This window comes from Mycoplasma procyoni (assembly GCF_017052595.1).
Classification (GTDB): domain Bacteria; phylum Bacillota_I; class Bacilli_A; order Mycoplasmatales; family Metamycoplasmataceae; genus Mesomycoplasma_A; species Mesomycoplasma_A procyoni.
The window spans coordinates 104173-123671 of the sequence record NZ_JAFIDB010000002.1; the positions used below are offsets into that span (position 1 = coordinate 104173).

General features: G+C 28.0%; 11 protein-coding genes and 1 tRNA gene. 2 read left to right on the plus strand and 10 right to left on the minus strand.

The features are described from left to right. Positions 1 to 86: 86 nt before the first annotated feature. The 4 genes from JV122_RS01360 to JV122_RS01375 form a co-directional block, all read right to left on the minus strand. Positions 87 to 1064, minus strand: coding sequence for a hypothetical protein (locus JV122_RS01360; RefSeq protein ID WP_205842719.1), 978 nt, complete (start codon positions 1062 to 1064; stop codon positions 87 to 89). Positions 1065 to 1131: 67 nt separating this feature from the next. After that, the gene (locus tag JV122_RS01365) at positions 1132 to 1575 is read right to left on the minus strand and encodes a hypothetical protein (RefSeq protein ID WP_205842720.1); all 444 of its coding nucleotides are present in this window, start codon (positions 1573 to 1575) and stop codon (positions 1132 to 1134) included. Positions 1576 to 1856: 281 nt separating this feature from the next. Next, positions 1857 to 3809, minus strand: coding sequence for a BMP family lipoprotein (locus JV122_RS04935; protein WP_205842721.1), 1953 nt, complete (start codon positions 3807 to 3809; stop codon positions 1857 to 1859). Between the two features lie 233 nt (positions 3810 to 4042). Next, positions 4043 to 9151 carry a hypothetical protein gene (locus JV122_RS01375; protein WP_205842722.1) on the minus strand — a complete coding sequence of 1703 codons (5109 nt, stop codon included), beginning with the start codon at positions 9149 to 9151 and terminating at the stop codon, positions 4043 to 4045. Between the two features lie 360 nt (positions 9152 to 9511). Between JV122_RS01375 and ptsP the strand changes: the two genes are divergently transcribed. After that, positions 9512 to 11230, plus strand: a complete 1719-nt coding sequence (ptsP, locus tag JV122_RS01380) for a phosphoenolpyruvate--protein phosphotransferase (RefSeq protein WP_205842723.1) — start codon at positions 9512 to 9514, stop codon at positions 11228 to 11230. A 6-nt stretch (positions 11231 to 11236) separates the two neighbouring features. Beyond that, positions 11237 to 13063 carry an oligoendopeptidase F gene (pepF, locus tag JV122_RS01385; RefSeq protein WP_205842724.1) on the plus strand — a complete coding sequence of 609 codons (1827 nt, stop codon included), beginning with the start codon at positions 11237 to 11239 and terminating at the stop codon, positions 13061 to 13063. Between the two features lie 52 nt (positions 13064 to 13115). Here the strand turns inward: pepF and JV122_RS01390 are convergent, their stop codons facing one another. From JV122_RS01390 to JV122_RS01415, 6 genes are all read right to left on the minus strand, one after another. Beyond that, the gene (locus tag JV122_RS01390; protein ID WP_205842725.1) at positions 13116 to 14024 is read right to left on the minus strand and encodes a DnaA ATPase domain-containing protein; all 909 of its coding nucleotides are present in this window, start codon (positions 14022 to 14024) and stop codon (positions 13116 to 13118) included. Beyond that, positions 14024 to 14980, minus strand: a complete 957-nt coding sequence (locus JV122_RS01395; RefSeq protein ID WP_205842726.1) for a DnaD domain protein — start codon at positions 14978 to 14980, stop codon at positions 14024 to 14026. The genes JV122_RS01390 and JV122_RS01395 overlap by 1 nt, the downstream gene beginning before the upstream one ends. 33 nt (positions 14981 to 15013) lie before the next feature. Next, positions 15014 to 15562, minus strand: coding sequence for a dephospho-CoA kinase (coaE, locus tag JV122_RS01400; RefSeq protein ID WP_205842727.1), 549 nt, complete (start codon positions 15560 to 15562; stop codon positions 15014 to 15016). Then, entirely contained in the window at positions 15543 to 16433 is an 891-nt protein-coding gene (locus tag JV122_RS01405; RefSeq protein ID WP_205842728.1) for a 5'-3' exonuclease, read from the minus strand. The genes coaE and JV122_RS01405 overlap by 20 nt, the downstream gene beginning before the upstream one ends. Next, positions 16423 to 19359, minus strand: coding sequence for a DNA polymerase III subunit alpha (gene dnaE / locus JV122_RS01410; protein WP_205842729.1), 2937 nt, complete (start codon positions 19357 to 19359; stop codon positions 16423 to 16425). Before dnaE ends, JV122_RS01405 begins: the two co-directional genes overlap by 11 nt. Before the next feature lie 62 nt (positions 19360 to 19421). Continuing rightward, positions 19422 to 19498, minus strand: a tRNA-Arg gene (locus JV122_RS01415). Between the last annotated feature and the right edge of the window lies 1 nt (position 19499).

A 19499-nucleotide genomic window follows, 5' to 3' on the forward strand; every position in this document is an offset into this window, starting at 1 on the left:
TCTAATTATAAAATTTTAGAAATCAAAATACACAACTTGTTGATACAAGTTAATTTTATCAATAAGTCATGTATTTAAAAACTATTTTATGATTTAAACATTGAACATAATTGCTCTATGTGTTTTTGAATGAATTTTTCAACTTCAAAAACACTACCATTTTGTTTAATTACTTTGATTGTGTAGCGATAGGGAAGTAATTGTTTGTTTTCTAAACAAAACTTGATTTCATTGTAATCAATGTATTCAAAATCTTTAAAATCACTCTTTTTCATTTCATTAACAATGTATTTCATTTGTGTATGATGAAAAAATGTTTGCAAGCTTTTTGAGTGAACTAAGTGATTTCTAAGATCTTTATAGAAAATAAGACTATTTTCAATTTCTAGAATATCTTTATATTCTAAAACACTGAAATTTCAGTGTTTATTGATTCTTTTAATTAAAGTTGTTTTAAATTCGGACTCAATTCTATTAGATTTTAGAATTGAAACTAAAAAATCAACTAAAGAACCAAAAGATAATTCTCTTGAGTTTTCAAACATATCTTTTGTTTTTTGAAAAACAACATAAAAGTTATGTTTTTCAAAGTTTTCGATTTTGTGTTCTAAAAACTCAAATCAGTTTTTAGAATCAATATTTTCTAGTTCCATATAAAAAGAAATGAAATTAAAAACTAAAGAACGGATTCTTCCTTCTAGTTTAATGAAATTAGAAAGTAAATGACTTGAAAAATGCTTATTTTTGTTTTCAAGTTGTTCTAGAAAACCAAATCTAAAAGTGATGTTTCTATCTCTGTTGTGTTGTTTGCAATCGCAAACAAACTCATCATGCATTTCCGGAAACAATTGATTTAAAGCAATCTTTTGTTTAATTATTTTTGTTATTTGTTCTGGAGTTTTAAGTTCTTGGATAATGTGTTTATAATTATCGATAATTCAAATATAGTGATGATTTTCTAAAAAATCATACACTATTTGTTTTTGTTCTTCTTTAAACAAAATACCTCTATTTTTGAGTTCTTGAATCTGTTTTTCAAAGTTAAAAATATCTAGTTTAGCCATATTTAAATTATATTGCTTTTGGATTTTAAAAGGCAACAAAAAATTGGCAATTACTGCCAATTGTGTTTTAGTTAAGTTTTTTGATTTGTGAAATTGTAATTGCTCCTGTAACAATAGGAACTATTAATGCTGCTATTTTAATAAATGTTCCCGCTAAAGGTATTCAACCAAGTAACAGACCTACAATTACTAAAACTAATGTTGCTATTCATAAACCAAATAAATTTACTAGATAATTTTCTTTCTTTAAATCTAGATATTTAACAAAAGCAATTATCACAACAACAAGTAGTGCTATTGATAAAAATACAGTAAATAGTATTGATAATAGTGAAAATGCTGCTGCTCCTGTAGCTGCTGCTACAGCTCCGTTTGCATTTTGAGTTGTTGCAGCAACTGTAAATACAGCAATATTTACTATTCAAAAGATAATATCTAAAGCAACTCCAACTGATAAGATAGCAATTAGAGCAATAGATAGCTTTTTAAGAGTTGTTAATTTATTGTTCATTTCTCTCCTTTCGTTTGCTTGAGAGAATCTTACAAAAAAAAAAAAAAAAAACAAAGCCTTTGCTTAATATAACTAAATCCTCTTTTCTGTTTTGACTATTGTTTACATTTATCTTACAGCACTTTTCTCTCCTTTAGAAAACAAAAAAAAACATTACCAATAATTGATAATGTTTTGACGTTTATATAGGAATTTGTGTTATTTTTGTTCTTAAATTATTTTAGATTTAAAATGTTTTAATTAACAAAATACTGAATTAACAGAATGTTTTTTAGTTTATTCTAATTGGTCTGTGTTTTAATTTTTCCTGTTTGTTTGTTTATTTTTTGTGCTAGTTCATCAAGTAATACTTGATTAGTTTTTTCTCCAGGAACATTAGCTTCGCCGCTTACAGTCATAAACGGAATTGCTAAATCTGATTCCATTTTTTCTCTATTATATTTATTTGTTTCTGGTAATAATTCCTTGAATTTAGCAATCGCTTTGTCTAGTGAAGCTTGAGCGATTGTTTTTTTATCATCTGAAAGTGAAGATTTAGAAACATCTGTGAAACCATCGTAGTATCCTAAATAAACGTGTGCGTTTTGACCTTCCGCTCCTTCTTTAAATTCAGGAATAATATTTGAATTAGTTCCTTTTTGAATAAATAGATCTGTTAGAACTCTGTACAGGGTTGCTCCAAGTCTTTTTTCGATTGAAGTAAAGAATAATTCTGCATCTGATTCAAAAGCTTTTGATTGGTCTGTGTCAACCCCGATAATTAGTTGTTCTTTATTTGCTTTTTTAACACCCTCTATGACGACATCTATAAGTTTTCCAGAAATAGGTAAAATGATTTTAGGTTCACTATTTTTAACTAAATAATCAACTTTTTCTCTTGAGTCAGGATTATCTGGATCGAAACCTGTGTAAAGAATGATTCGGTCGTCTGTTAATTTTGTCACCTTTTCATGTTCTTCATTGTATTTATAAATTCCTCCTAGATAACCTGCAATAAAGTTTGTTACCACAGCTGCCGGATGACCTCCAAACGCAACAGTCTTTCTTTTAGAATCATCTTCTTCTGTTTGAGCTAAATAGTTTGCAGCAGCATATCCTGCTATTCATCCCGCTTCCTCTTGTCTATAATTTAAAGAAATAAACTGTCCTTTTGGGAGTTCGCTATCATCTTCATCTCAGTGAACAGCAATAATAATTGGATGTTTTGCATCAAATCTTGCCTTCTTGCTTGAGTTTTTATATCATCACTTAAATGCATAACTGTGTTGGTATCCCGATAATACTCACACATTCATATCAGTTTCAAGTAGTTGATCATACAAATCAGAAATTTCAGATTCTTCAACTTCTACATATCTACTTGTTTTGTTATTAGTCTGAAATGATTGTTTTGAAATAGCTTCTCAGAGCGATTGATTGAATGCTTTATCACTCACCTTACTATTGACTGTAATTAACGCTATTTTTAAGTCCTTTGTTTTGTTAGAATTAATTGCTTCAGCAACTTCATCTGTTTTTTTAGCTACTAAATCACTTATTTCTGCATAGTCTGTTTTTGCATAATAATCATTTATTTTCTCATCATCAATTTTAAAATATTTAGAGTATGGAGACTCTTTTTCATTGTTTTTGTCGCCACCTTTGTTATTTGGTTCTTCATTATTTGAAGGAGTTGTTGGTTTGCTATTTTCAAAATTTGATTCGTGTACTGGAAACACTTTTCTATCTTCAATAATAAAATTTTTAAATAATCATTTTTGTCCTTCTTTTTCAACAGAATAAAAATGTGATAAAGCGCTTCTAAATGCTTCTAAATTTAATCACGATGCTGAAACGGTAATATCTAAACTTATTTTTATAGAACCTTTTTCTAAATCTGTTTTTATAGTTGGGAGAATTTCATCAAGAGAGTGAAGGTAGATAATATCATAATTCTGATTTAGATTTGAATTTAGAATTTTTGTAAGAGCTTGCTCTTTTTCATTTTCTGATAAATAACGGTATCTACCATTTTCACCCCTAGTTATAAGAAGGAGATTTTCTCTCACAAAAGTTACTGCACTTTCAAGTAATTTATTTCTATCATTTCATACTTCATTGTCACTTCTCTTTCATTTAAAAGTTCTTGAATCATCTGTATTTTCTTTATCTTTTGAAGAATTATTACATGAAACAATAGCAAATGAACTTAATGCTATTGCAGGAGTAATAAAACTAATTAATTTCTTTTTCATATTTGTTCCTTTCTTGTTAAAAATTTTATTAGCTTACATAAATTTTCTTTATATATACAAGAAAATCTTACAAAAAAAAAAAAAAAAAACAAAGCCTTTACTTAATATAGCTAAATCCTTATTTTTGTTTTGTCTGTTATGAGTGTTTGTTTTTCAGTACTTTTCTCTCCTTTAGAAAACAAAAAACATTACCAATTATTGATAATGTTTTGACTTTTATACAGGAATTTGTGTTATTTTTGTTTTTCTTCTTTATAAATATCACTGTATTTATTTGGATAGAGATAGCTAACTTTTTTAACTTTATTATAAAAAGTGTTTGGGTTATAAATATTTGTTTCTGTTCCCATAAATGAGAATCTTTGTGTGTCTGCTATTACAAAGTTAGAAAAAGTATTTAGATTTCCGTTTGTATCAATTCCTATTAGTTTTCCTTCGTGATCGTATGTTCCTGAACTTGAAGAACCACTATATAAATCGATGTTTTGTGCTTCTAATTTAATTGAAGGTCTTGAAGCATAAACAACTCCTCCTTGAGGAGAACGAACAACTTTAAATCCATTGTATCCATATAGATATTCACGATATCTTGCTTCATATGTGCTTTCTGGATTTACAGGAACTTTATCTTTAGGAATTGAACCCATATAGAAATTAAGGTTAGAATAAGTATTAATATATTTACCTAAATCAGATTGTTTAAGAGGTTTTAGATTTTTGAAATCTAAAAATCTCTTAATTGCATTTTTCTCTCTTTGTTCCAGTTTTTTGCCATTGTGAACATAAGTATCTAAATCAACATTTTGGAATTTATTGAAAATTGGTTTTAGATCTACAATTGCAACAACCATATCAATGATTTTTTCTCTATTGATTTCTTTTTGTTTTTCAGCGTTTTCATTTTTTTCTATTTCAACAACTTCTCCCATGTTGTCATATTGTTTTCCAAATGGATTTTCTAATGAACTACTGAAATCAGAAAACATTTCAAAATGAATTTTGTTTTCATCTTCGATTGGATTTCCTTTTGGATTAAACTCAAAAATATTACCTAAAAGTGGAATTGTTTTTTCTCTTTCTTTTCCACCTTCTGTTTCAGGAGCATATTTATAGATAGGAGAAATTGGATTTGCTATTTCGTTTTTATTTAGTGGTGTTGAAGTTACTAATTCAATAATTTTGTTTTTAAGAACTTCTCTACCGTAAGCACTTTGAGACTTATCAGCAATTCCAGATTTTTCAGATCTGTTTGTATCTCAAACGTGGTAGTTTGCTACTGTATAGAAACGATAATCATTTGAATCATTGTTAATTTTTCCAATGATATTTCAAGTTCCATCACTTTGAGCTCACATTGAAAAGAGTCTTTTTCTTGCTTCCTCAATTCCTTTTGATTCGTTTTCAAGATATAAACGAGTTCTTGTTTCGTCTGCCGGAGTTTTAGGATCGAGCAGTTGTTCGTTTCTGTAAGTATCTTGAGAAGGGGCTAATGTTTTGATTTCATAAGTATCATTATAACCAGTCTGATGTCCTTGAATTGAAAGGGCATCAACTTTTCTTGTTTCTTTAAATGAAAGTCTTTTTTGTGTTTCTGTTTCTGGTTGTACTCAATTTACAAACATTGTAGCTACATTAATAAATGCTGAACGTTTTGAAGAGTTGTTGTGGAATCAAACTTCATTGTTGAAGGAAATATCATTGTTTCTTGTTTTAAGATCAAGTTGCAATTGATTGTTTGTTAAGCTTAAATCAAATCTGATGTTTGATTTGATTTTGTTAAACAATTCTTGTTGATAAGTTGAATCTTGAGCAAAGTAATCAAACATGAAATCAACATCTTCAATTTTTGATTTTTCTTTTAGCTTTGAAAGTCCAACAGGAATTCTAATTCTTGAAACAATATCATTAAATTCTGTTCAGTCTTGCGGTGTTCTTGGATTTAGATCAAGTTCAAAAGTTAATCAAATGATTGTATCATCATAATTTGATTCATTTAATCCAACAATGCTACTTAAGTCTTTTGTAATAGTTGCTTTTGATTTGTTCTCATAAATTTTAAATAAAGTGTTTGCAAGAATTTCAGAAGGTTGGAATCAATGCATTTTTTGAACTACATTGTTTTTAATTAACTTAAATTCTTTTGTAGGCGCTTTGTCATCTTCTTTTACATTTTTATATCTTAATTGTTGGTTGTATCTATTAAAGTTGTAGTCTAATAAAGTATTGAAGTTATTTAATGAGTATTTAATTAGATTTTTGGTATCTGGTTGTGTTTGAGATTTTTTAGGTCTTCTTGAACTTGAAGCAGGTTTTGAGTTATTGGCTATTGCATATAAGTCTTTTTTAGTGATGTCTAATTTATCAGAAGCTAAATTAGAATTTACAGAATTATCCTGTGTATTTGTTTGTAAAAGGTTTCTGAGTTGAATGTTTTCATTAGCTCAATTTAGTGAATAAACAAAGGATTTATTCTGTGTTTTAGTATCAATTCTTGGAATTAAATTAATGAAGCTGTTAGGACTTACAATATCAATAGAACTTAAGGTGTATCTGATTTTTTCCTGGAATCCATCCATACTAAATTTAGCTAGATCATCAAAGTTGACATAGATTTTTTTGTAAGGTTGAATAGTGTGTGCGAGATCAAATTTCTGTTCTTCATTACTTGTCCCACCAAAAATATCGGTTTTAGGCACAAACACCTGTTTATCAACATCAAATTTTAAAACAAATACTTTGTCTCATAAGTTTTGCAGTTGTTCGCTTGTTCAATTTAGACTTAAAGAACCATAAAGTTTTTTGTTTGCTTCATCTTTAAATACTTCAAAATTTGAAATATTTAAGTTATTTAGATTAGGCATAGTAACATCAAAAATATAGTTTGAAGCAATATCATAATCAACTCTATCATGGTTATTAATTTCAAGTTGAGTTATTACGAATTTACTTTGATATTTAGTTAATTGAGAAGTATTAAAACTTAAGTTATTTGAAGAAACGGAAGTGCTGATTCATTTTGTTCATGGACTTAAGTGATCTCATCCTTTTACTAAAACCCTTGCACTGGTGATGCTTTTGTTTGTTGTATTGTTTAGAGTTATGTTTACAGCGTCATTTTGAACAGCGATTGTATTAATTAAAATTTGATCTTTTAGAAGGTTTGAAGTTGATTCTTTATCACTGCTTTGATCTTTTTGTGGTTTTGCATTTTTAATTGCAAAATAGCTTGTGTAGTTTGCTTTTGAACTTAAAGCAGATTCGCTCAGTGCTTGTTCTGTATATGTTTGTACGTTTTCTTCTGTTTGGATTATTTTGTTGGCATTTTGTAACTTAAAGATATTAACATGCTCATCTGCGTTTTCTGGACTAAAGGGAATTCCTGTATTATCGGCAACTTTTTCAGCTTCCACATTGAAAACAGTCTTAAAGTTTCCTTTGTTGATTTCAGTTCAATTTCCATTTTTAAAGACTTCTACTTTAGATAAAGTATAAAGTCCTTCAGTTAAGTTGCTGAATGTTGCTTCATAACTAAATTTATCTTTTTCTAAAGTAATTTCTTGTGAATTTACAACACTTTTATCTTTTTCTTTAACAAAGGAAACTCTTGCTTTTTGAGAAACTTCATTATCTAATAATTGATCAACTGAAAAGAAAACAGTTATTGAATTTTCAGGTAATGTGATTGAGTTATTTGATAAAGAAATAGAACTCAATGAAGTTTGTTGAGCTTGCGTCATAAAGGATAAATCAAGGTTTTGAGAATTTTGAACGCTTCTTTGTTCAGACTCAAAACTATAGCTAATTGGCATTAGTGAATAGCTTGTTTTTTCATTTAGATTATTTAAATTAAAAGTTAATTCTCAACTATTTGAGTCTTGAGATAGTGCACCAACATGAGATTCGCTTCCTACTAAAGCAATAAATCTTGTGTCTTTTGTTATTAGATGATCTGGATCATCTAAAACAACTTTAAGAGTTGCTGAATTAGGGCTAATTTTTGCAACTCTAAAACTTCCTACTTCTACTTTTCTTGTATCTTGAGGAACAATAATTTCAATGTTATTAGGATTGAAATTATCTAAAGGCTTGTTGTTTATTATTGGATCAGCGATTTTATAAGTACTTGCTCATTTTAAAACAAGATCATTAGCTTCAATGTCGTTTGAGTTTAAAATAAATGCTTTTGAAACAGTATCACTTAGATTTTTAAAACTTAAATTTAGTGTTTTAGATGCTAAATTTAAGTTTGTTTTCTTAAATTTTAAATTAATACTTTTTGAAATAGAATTGTAGTTAGCTGCAATGATTTTGAGTTCATTTCCAAACTCATAACCATTGGAAGATTCATAAATAACTTTATTTGGACTCAATTTTGATCTTAAAGTTGTTTCTGCTTTAAGTGATTTTAGACTCTTAACTGCATAGTTGTGATTTGTTTTAAAGTTTTTGTTTAGATCAAAATAAATGTGTGATTCATCATTTTCTAAGATAACTTTAGCAACAACCTTAAATTCAATGTTTGGTTCTTGTTTATCATAATAAACTAATTCAGTTTCAGAACCTACCATTTCGTTTTCTTCATCTCTTAAAACAAAGTGTAATTTTGCTATATTAATATCACTTGCTTCTGTTAAATAAAAGCTTTTTACAGAAACATAATCAACACTTGGTGCTGGGTGTGTTCTAAAAGTTTTGTTAGCTAAACCTAAAGAAATAGGTTTGTCTTTAATTAATAATTCTTCAATTGTGTATTCTGTATCTGGACTTAAATCAAAAAGGTAAAAACTTAAAACCGAACCATTATTTGAAATAACTTTATAGTATCTTTTGTTTAACTTAAGCTTAATATCTTCTTCATTTGTAGTTGCGTTTAAATAAACTTTAACATTAACTTTATCATAACTTAATTCATTGTATTCAATTTTATTAACTGTAGATAAGTCCTCTGTTAAAGTTTTAAAACTTCTAGAAATCTCAGGATTAATAGCAATAGCTTTGCCATTAATTTTAAGTTCAGAAAGGGAATATTCTGTGTTTTGGTTTAAATCTGCAACTTTTTGATACACAAGATTATTAAAGATTTTGATATTTTCAAAGCTATATAGTTTGTTGTTTAATTTAAAAGATAATTTAGAAATTTCAGTAGCTTTTAGATCAAAATTAGCTAAAGAAAACTCGATATTAACTGAATCTGTTGTTAGTTCCTTAAAAACTAAATTATTTAATTTGATTTCTTTATTTTCAACAGCTGCATTATTATTGCTACAAGCTATAAAAAATGGTGTAGAAATTGCTGTTATAGATAAAATACTTACTAAAGATTTTATTTTTTTAATCTTCACTTTTTCCTTCTTTCAAAAATATATTTTATTATTTAAATAATACCAATTTAGTTGCTATTTTTACCAAAAATAGACTAAATGGGCTAAAAAAATCTTATTTTTTAAAGAAAATTACAAGAATTGCTAAAAATGACAAAAAATTTACATCAGAATTTTTGAGTCTGTTTTTTTTGAATCACTCTTCAAAAACTCGCTTTAAAGAATATAAATCTATTCTCAAAAAAGTCATTTAAAGCCAAAAAGGTCTTATCATTTACGATTTTTGCCAAAAACTTCTCTATTAATAAGGAAAATAGGCTTTTTTTTGTATAATTATAATGTACATAATTAGTTATATTAAAAAAGAGAAATGGAGAAAAAATGTCACACAAAATAAAAGGTATTGGAGCATCAAACGGTGTTTCAATTGCAAAAATTTTTAAAATTGAAGAAACAAAAATTGAAATCAAAGATAACAAAATTACAGATGTAGAAAAAGAAATAGCTCTTTTACAAAGTTCTATTGAAAAAGCTGTTAAACAAATTGAAAAAATTAAAGAAGTTGCATCAAAAACTCTAAAAGCTGAAGAACTTGAAGTTTTTGAAGCTCACATTCTAATTGCTAATGACCCTGTAACATTCAGTGAAGCAGAAAACTTAATTAGAAATGAAAAATACAATGCAGCATTTTCATACAATCAAGTTGCTCAAATGCAATATGATTTCTTTTCACAAGTAGATGATGCTTACATGAAAGAAAGAGCAGCAGATATTAAAGACGTTAGCTCAAGAATTATTAAAGCTATTTTAAACATTGAAGTAGTTGATTTAACAACAATTAACGAAGAAACAATCATTGTTGCAGAAGACTTAACACCTTCAGATACAGCACAACTAAACAAACAATTTGTAAAAGGATTCTTAACAAACATTGGAGGGAGAACTTCTCACTCTGCAATTATGGCAAGAAGTCTAGAAATTCCTGCAATTTTAGGTTTAGGAAACATTACAGAATTAGTAAAAAATGGTGATGTAGTTGCAATGAACGGAGAGAGTGGAAAAGCAATTATTAACCCTTCTCAAGAAGAAATTGCTCAATTCAAAAAAGAATACGAAGACTACTTAAACCACAAAAAAGAACTTGAAAAATTCTTAAACAAACCTTCTGTTTCAAAAGATGGTAAAACAGTTACAATCGCTTCAAACATTGGTTCTGTAAACGATGTTGAAGGTGCGCTAAAATTCACAGCAGATGCTGTTGGACTATTTAGAAGTGAGTTTTTATACATGGATGCAGAAAACTGACCTTCAGAAGAAGAACAATTCCAAAGCTATAAAGCTGTTTTAGAAAAAATGCAAGGAAAACAAGTTGTTGTAAGAACACTTGATATTGGTGGAGATAAAACTCTAAAATACTTCAAATTCCCAGAAGAAATGAACCCATTCTTAGGATACAGAGCTATCAGATTATCACTTGATAAAAAAGAAACTTTTGTTACACAATTAAGAGCTTTAATTAGAGCGTCTGCTTTTGGAAACCTTGCAATTATGTTCCCAATGATCGCAACAATTGATGAATTTAAGGCTGCTAAAGCAATCTATGAAGAAGTGTTTGCACAACTTAAAAAAGAAGGACACAAAGTTTCAGACAAAATCGAAGTTGGAATGATGGTTGAAATTCCTGCTGCTGCTGTTTTAACAGAACAATTCTGTAAATACGCTGACTTTGTTTCAATCGGAACAAACGACTTAATGCAATACACAATGGCTGCTGATAGAATGAACGAAAAAGTTTCATACCTTTACCAACCATTAAACCCATCAATTTTAAAACTAATTAAAATGACAATCGATGGAGCACACAGAGCAGGAAAATGAGCTGGAATGTGTGGAGAAATGGCAGGAGATGTTAATGCAATTCCTTTACTTTTAGGAATGGGATTAGATGAATTTTCAATGTCTTCAACAAGTATTCTTGAAGCAAGAAAATTAATTTCTGAAATTGATTTCAAACAAGCACATGAATTAGCTCACAAAGCTATTGCAGCAGACAACGAAGAACAAGTTAAAAAATTACTTGAAGAATTCTGAAAGAAATAATTTAAAGTGAAATTTTATAAAAAATACAGTGATATTCCTCAAAAATATAGATTTGATTTAGATTCTCTTTTAGAAAATGACACAATTGAAAATTTAATTGATAAATACCTAAAACAAATTTATCAAGAACTTAAATACAAAGATTCAAAATACGAATCACCTGAAAAATTTCTTGAATTTAAAAAATTAGAACAAGAAAATGATTTGCTCTATAACAGAATTTTTAACTATCTATCAAACAAAAGTTCTCTTAATGTTGTTGATGAAAAAATCAACAAACTAATTGCTGATTTTGAGCTAAAAGTTAATGAATTTCAAAAAGAAAATGGATCTGAATTAAATAGAGCTTATCAAAATCTAGAAAAATTATCTAAATGAAAAGATTTAGAAAGTTTTTCTTTATTCAAAAGCGAAATTGAAGACTTAATTGAATACAAAAAACATAAATTACCAGATCAAATTGAAGATTACTTAATTAAAGCTGCAAAGGGAGAAAGTGATCTTTCAAACATTTTTAATACTCTAACAAACTCAGAAATTGACTTTGGTTATGCAATAAGTTCAAGTGGGAAAAAATACAAAATTACAGAAGGAACTTATCCTCAAAATGCTAAAAACAAAGATCGTCAAGTAAGAAAAACTAATTATCAAAATTACCTAGATGGTTTTTATAGAAATAAAGAAACTCTTTCTCTTTTTCTAAAAGATCATTTCTATAAAGCATCAACTGACGCGAAGTTAAGAAACTATAATTCTTCTATTGAAATGTTGATCTATGAAGACAAAATGAAAACTTCAATTTTAGAGCAATTATTTAAAAATGTTTCTTCTCTTAAAAGGGAATTTTCTGTATTTTCGAAGCTGCAAGACAAGTTTTTTAAAGCTAAATTTAATGAAAAAAGAGAAGTTTATGATGCTTCTGTAGATCTTACTTCTTCTAAAAATAAATTCAGTATTAAAGAAGCTCAAGATATTTATCTAAAAGCTATTGAGCCTTTAGGAAAAGAATACATAGAAGTTTCTAAAAGGGCTTTTGATGAAAATTGAATCGATTATATGAGCGTTGATAATAAAGTAAGTGGAGCTTATTCAATTGGTGACACTTATGGTTTAGATAAAATGTTTATTTTGATGAACTGAAACTACACTCTTGATTCTGTTTCTACTTTAGCTCATGAAATGGGTCACTCAATGCACTCTTATTTCTCAAACAAAAAGCAACCTTATCAAAAAGCTGAATACCCTATATTTTTAGCTGAAATTGCTTCAATTTTTAATGAATTGATGCTCAATGACTACCTCTTAAAAACTTCTAAAAACAAAGAATTTAAATTCCAAATTCTTTCTGAAATGATTAAAAACTTCCAAGGGACAGTTTTTAAACAAACAATGTGAGCAAATTATGAATATGAACTATACTCAAGAATAGATCAAAATATTCCTTTTGCTAACTACAGTGATTTTGAGTCTCTTTACAACGAAGTTGCTCAAAAATACACAAAAAACAAACTCAAAAAGTCTAAATCATCAATCTATTCTGTTATTGTTCCTCACTTCTACTATGGCTTTTATGTCTATAAATATGCAATTGGATTTTTAGTTGCTTATACAATCTTTAATAGATATAAAAATGGTCAAAAAGACGCTCTAAATGTTTATATTGATAAATTTTTATCAGCCGGAGGACACAAACCACCATTAGAAATTCTAAAAGATATTGATATTAACTTAGAAGATCCAGAACTCTACAACCAACCTTTTGAAATTCTTAGAGATAACATTAAAGAATACAAAAAATTAGGTGAAGAAATCTTCAAAACAAAAAGAAAATAGGCAAAAATAAAGACTTAACAGCAATTTGTTAAGTCTTTTTTGTTTGATTTGTTTATTTGTGTCTTAAATTTTTTCCAGTGATTTTGTATTCTTTTGCTAAAGAACGAATTCTTTCTACAAGTCTTTCTGCTCTCAATGTTTCTTTTGTATTATTTTTGGTTTCTGTAGCTTGAATTTCTATTAATTGCTTCTGGCTAAAATTCGAGCTAAATGAAGTGTATTTTTTATTTTCAACTCTATGATTTAAAATTGAAAATAAAACATTATCTCTAAATCAACCACTAATTTTTTCAGCACCAATATCATCAATAAACAGAAAATCTACTTTTTTAAGTTTTTCAATAACATCATTGATACTTACTTTGTCATCACCAATGGAAGATAAAAAATAATTACACATCTCAGAAGCATTTAAAAATGCAACTGTTTTGTTTTTTTGCTTTGCAAAATATACAGCAATCGCCTGTAGAAAAGTTGTTTTTCCAACTCCTAAACCACCATATAAATACATTGGCTCAAAAATTACATCTTTTTGCAAAATATTTTGAAAACGAGAGAAAACTTCATTCAGTTCTTCTCCTTTTTTGTTTTCATTAATCAAGTCTTTGATGTCTAAATCAAAGTTCATTTTTGTGATTGAGGTTAATCAAAAATTCTTTTTATACAAGTCTTTTTTTCTTTGCTCACTAGAGACAAAAACAGCCTTAAGATTTCCGTTTTCATCTCTTTTTAAGACTTTTTTGAAATCATTTTTAGATTCGATTAAGTCCACAAAAATATCAATATTTTCAATTAATTCTTTTTTTGTTATTTTTTCGGCTTTGATTATTTTTATAGCTTCTTTGTTTTGAGAAATTTTTTGCAAAATTTTTGATGTTTCTTTTTCGATTATATCTTCAACATTTTTGTCTAAATTAGCAGCTTTAGCTAAAGCACCTAATAATTGAGTTTTATCAGTCATTAATTATCATGTCCGTTATCAAGTAGTTTAAATAAGTTTTCTAAATCAACTGTTTTGGCAGGCTCTTCATCAAAGCTTTCTGTGTCGAAAATGCTTGTTTGACCTGTAGATTCGATTTTTGTTTTCTTTAAAACATCAACTTTTTTTGCTCTTTTATAACTTAAAACTTCCTGTAATTCGCTTTTAATATCAGTAGCATCTTTGATATTTTTCTTTTCTAAGTCTTTAGCAATTGTTTCAAAATATCTTGGATTAATTGCTTTAGTTTTATCAACTTCATGGCAGTAAAAAATAATTTCATTTAGTGCTTGTTGATCAAAGATTTCAGAGAAGCTATTGATCTTATTAACTAAAGAAGGTTTTGGTTCTGCTTTTGTTAAAAAACGAATATAAGTTTCTGTATCATACACTTTTTGAGCTTGATCTTTTTGTTGAATGTCCAATAAACTTATTTCTGAAGTATTAAAGTGATTATTTTGCTCTTCGATTGGGAAAATATCTAAAAATTTTGCACTTTGATCTTCGTATTCATCTTTATTATTTGTTTTAATTGTAAATTTGCTTTTTAGCTTTTCAAAAGGAGTTTTACCTATTTTCTTTTCAATTTTGCCACAAAGCAATTTGTTTTTTAAAATTGTTTCTAACTCCATTGGTTTTTTAAGACTAATAATTGTGTCATTGTAAAAATTAGAGAAAAATGTTCTCACAAGTCCTACAGCTTCTAAAAATTGCTTAGATTTTTCAAATCTTGTCTCTTTAATACCTAATGAACTAAATAATTCTACTTTATCAACTACAGTTTCACAATTATAGTTATTTTCTTTCAATTTTGAGTGTAAAAAAGAATATAAAGTAGCTGCACTTGCTCCTACTAATGGTAAATAAAAAGCATTGATTAATTCAATATCATAATCAGTAATTTTTCTTTCAGCTTCTAATTTAAAAACGTTAAACATTTCTCACCTCTTTTTCCTTGTAAAACTATTTTATTATAGATTAAAAATAGTTTGAAAAAAAGTCTCAAAAAAGTCTTTTTTTTCTATCATTTTTCACGAAATATTGACAACATTTTTCCCTATTTGTAGGGAGTTTAGAGAGTTATTAAGGTTAGAAATTTTAGTATTAACACCTTTGTTTTTAATATTTTTTTCTCTTTGCTCATCTTGTGCAACAATATTTACAATTTTGCTAAAAAAACGCTCAAAATTTGCATTTTTTGTAAATAAATTTGGGATTTCTACAAAATCGTATTTATTGCTTTCTAAATGCCTTTCAAGAACAGGATAAATTAGTTTTTCCAAGGTGTCTCTGTTTTTAGGATTTTCTAATAAAAAATCTCTTATTTTTTCTTTGTTTACTTGCTCAGAATCAACAAATTCTTCACCTAAATGCTCTTTTATTAGTTTATAACTTTCATTTGGTGTTAAATAGCTTTGTTTATAAAATTCATCACTATAAAGCACTTTATAACCATAAGTTTCAACTTTTTTTAAAAAAGTAGTTTTACCAGAGCCATATTTACCGATTATAGCGATCATAAATATCTTTCAGTTTTCTTTTTAAGGTTATAAATCCTAAATAAGCTAAATTTTGTTGCAGTTCATCACTTCATTTTGGATTTATTAATAAATCATCTAAACAGTAGTCAATTGGAGCTTCAAGATTTAAAGTTGCAATTTCTTTACATAAAAAGGCGTTTTCTTTGCTTTCTGTAAGTTTTTGAGAAATTTTAGGGCTTAATTTATCCAAATTTAAATAGATGTTTTCAAGACTTAAAAAATCATTTAATAATTTTTTAGCACCTTTTTCACCGATTCCAATCACACCTTTTAGATTATCAGAGGTATCACCCGCAATTCCTTTGTAATCAGGCACTTGATGAGGCATAATTCCTTCGTTTTCAAAGAAATTATTAATGTTTTTGTACTCAAAATCACCGCCTTTTTTAATTAAAACAGAGATGTTTTGATCAACAAGCTGTAGAAGGTCTTTATCTTGAGAAAAAACAATAACTTCGTGATTTTGGTTTGAAAATCTTTTTGCAAGCGTTCCTACAAGATCATCAGCTTCAAAGGTTGGAATGTTTTGATAAACAAGACCAAGGTTTTCAAGTAATTTTTTGATTCACTCATACTGAATTCAAAGATCATCTGGGGCAGCTTTTCTTCCTGCTTTATAGTCCTCTAGTTTTTCGTGTCTTGGTGTTTTTTCTTTTGAATCAAAAGCAATATAAAGGTGTGTTGCTTCTGTGAAATTTAGAGCACTAATGATTCCGTTCATAAAGGTATTTATGGCAAAAGTAGGAACTTTTCCATCGCTTGAACTCAATACTTTTGTGGCATCGAAAGCTCCAAAATATGATCTAAATAACAGTAAATTACCATCAACTAATAAAATTTTATTTTTCATAAATCTCCCTTTTTAGTTCATAAATTGAATATCTATCATTTTTTAATAAAATCTTGAATTCATAAACTTTTCCAACTTCTACATGATTAATTTTTGGTCACTGTGAATAAAAGACAAAAGCTGAAACCGCTTTGGAGCTATCTTTAATTTCTAAAACTCCCATAAGTCTTCCGTTTTTGTCAGTTATTTCCTTTTTAGAAACAACTTGAGCAGCTAAAACATACTCGTTGCCTGGGTGTAGATCATCAAGTTTAACATCACCTTCTCAAGATTTTGTTTGCTGTCTTGCAAAAACCATTCCTAAGTAGTTGTATTCATTTTTTTGCAGCAGTTCAATTTCAGATTCACTCAATTTTTCAGGCTTTTTGATTACGTGTGAGTTTTTTTCAAGCACCTTTGCAACTTCTTCATTGATTACTAAGTTACCTTCAGAATCTTTTTCTGTGATTAGTTTAATGTAATTTGAAATTTCACCTTCAAATTCCATTAATAACTGTGAAATTGAACCAAAGTCACTGAAGGTGTTTGCATTTATTAAAGTTTTAATTATTGCATCTCCAACTTTATTAACTTTTAATAAAACAATTATTTGTCTAAAGGAAATAAAGGGCTTTTTAGATCTAATTTCTAAAATATCATTTAGAGCAACAACACCCAATCCTTTAATTAAAGTTAGTGGTAAATAGATTTCTTTATCATTTAAAACTACACAATTTCTCTCTGAAACAGTGATTTTTGGTGGATGAATAATAAAACCTAAACTTTGAGCTTCCTCTACATATTTTTTAACAGTTTCATGAGCACCGTTTGCATTATTGATTAAAGAAGTATAAAAATCAATTGCATAGTTTGTTTTTAAATAAGCCATTTTGTAAGCTAATACAGCATAAGCAACAGCGTGTGATTTATTAAATCCATACTCAGCAAATAACTCAATTTGCTCAAAGATTTTTTCAACTACTTCTTGTTTATACCCCTTGCTTAAAGCACCATCAAAGAAATCTTGTTTGATTTGAATCATTTGAGAGTGATCTTTTTTAGAAATTGCTTTTCTTAAAATATCAGCTTCAGCAAAAGACATTCCAGCGACTTTTTGAGCTATTTGCATGATTTGTTCTTGATAAATAATTATTCCGTAAGTTTTAGCAACTATTTGATCATAATCTTCTGAAATCGAAGGAGTTTGTTCAAGGTTTGCTTTTCTTTTAGCATATGTTGGGATGTTTTTTAGTGGCCCAGGTCTAAACAGAGAAATTGTAGCAACAACATCTTCTAAACTGTTGATTCCTACTTGTTTTAGTGTTTTTTTCATCCCTGGTGACTCTAATTGAAAGATACCGTTTGTTTTAGCGTTTGAAAGCAATGCATTTGTTCTAATGTCATATGTTGGGATGTTTTCAAAAGCAATTCTTTGAGATGTTTTTTGAGCTAAAATATCAATAATTTCCTGTATAACAGTTAAATTTCTTAGTCCCAGAAGGTCAACTTTTAGCAATCCAAATTTTTCTAAATACTCCATTGAAAACTGTGTTTCAAGAATTCCGTTTTCAGCAGTTAATACAGGAATAATGGAAGAAATGTCTTGATCTGAAATGATGATTCCAGCAGCGTGTGTTCCGTGTTGTCTTGGTAATCCTTGTAGTTTTTTAGCAATTTCATAAACTTCACGATAAACCTCGTTTGAGTTGATCTTTGCTTTTAATTTTGCATTTGTTTCAAAGCTTTCTTCCAGTGTTTTTTCTGAATCAATTAGCTTTGTAATTTCGTTGGCTTCAGAAGCTGAAACACCCATTACTCTAGCAACATCTTTAAAGGAAGATTTAGCACCTAAAGTTTGAAATGTAACTATCTGTGCAACACTGTTTTTCCCGTATTTTGAGATTAAATAGTGAATCAATTCTTCTCTTCTGTTATCTTGAATATCGATATCAATATCAGGAATTGAAACTCTTTTTGGATTAAGGAATCTTTCAAAAATAAGATCATATTTTAAGGGATTAATTTCTGTAATGTTTAAAATATAAGAAACTAATGAGCCAGCAGCAGAACCACGCCCAGGACCTATAAAAATTCCATTTGTTTTAGCTCATTTTATTAAATCTCAAATAATTAAGAAATAGTCGGCAAATTCAAGATTTTCGATGACTGAAACCTCATATTTAAGTCTTTCGATTGCCTCTGGGTATTTTTTAAGTTCTTCACTTTTATTTTTAAACTCTTTTGTTAAAACTTGTTTTAAATACTCGTTTGAACTTAAATTTTCTTCATTTTTAAATTTTGGTAAAGGGTTTCTGTCTTTTGGAAAAACAACATTGATTTGATCAATGATTTCGTTTATTCTTTTTTCAACAACAAAATCAATCTCTTGTGTTACTAAAAAGTCTTCATAAAGATCAAATTCGTTTGCTTGAGAATCCTTAATTTTATTTAAGACTTGCAAAGTTTTGTTTTCATGTTTAAATAAAACTTTGTTTTCTTTTACATAAATTGAGTTTTCTTCAAAAGGATCATTAGTTGTTATGTAGTAATTTTTGAAATCTAATTTTTGCTGTTTTGTTGCATAAATCCCGTATTTTGGGTGATCGATAATAATAATATTTTCATTATTTAATTCAGAAATGGAAACTACTTCAGATGAATTTTGAGCAGAAATCAATCTTGAAAGATACACAAAACCTTCATAGTTTTTGGCAAAAATTAAAAAACGGTAATCCTCAACATCTAAATCAACTCCAATCAAGGGTTTAATGTTGTATTTTTGGGCATATTCTAAAAATTTAGGCACTCCAAACATATTGTTTCTATCACTAATTGCAAGTGTTTTCAGTTCGTTTTCTTTAGCAAATTCAAAAAGTTTTTCAATTGTTATAGTAGAGTCTAAAAAGCTAAACTCTGTATAAGTGTGTAAATTGGTTATTTTGTTCATTTTTACTCCTTTAAATAAAATAAGGGAAAGCTGTTGCTTTCCCTTAATGGTCAATTTTGATATGGCGCGCCCGGGAGGAGTCGAACCCCCAACCTTTTGGGCCGTAACCAAACACTCTGTCCAATTGAGCTACGGGCGCA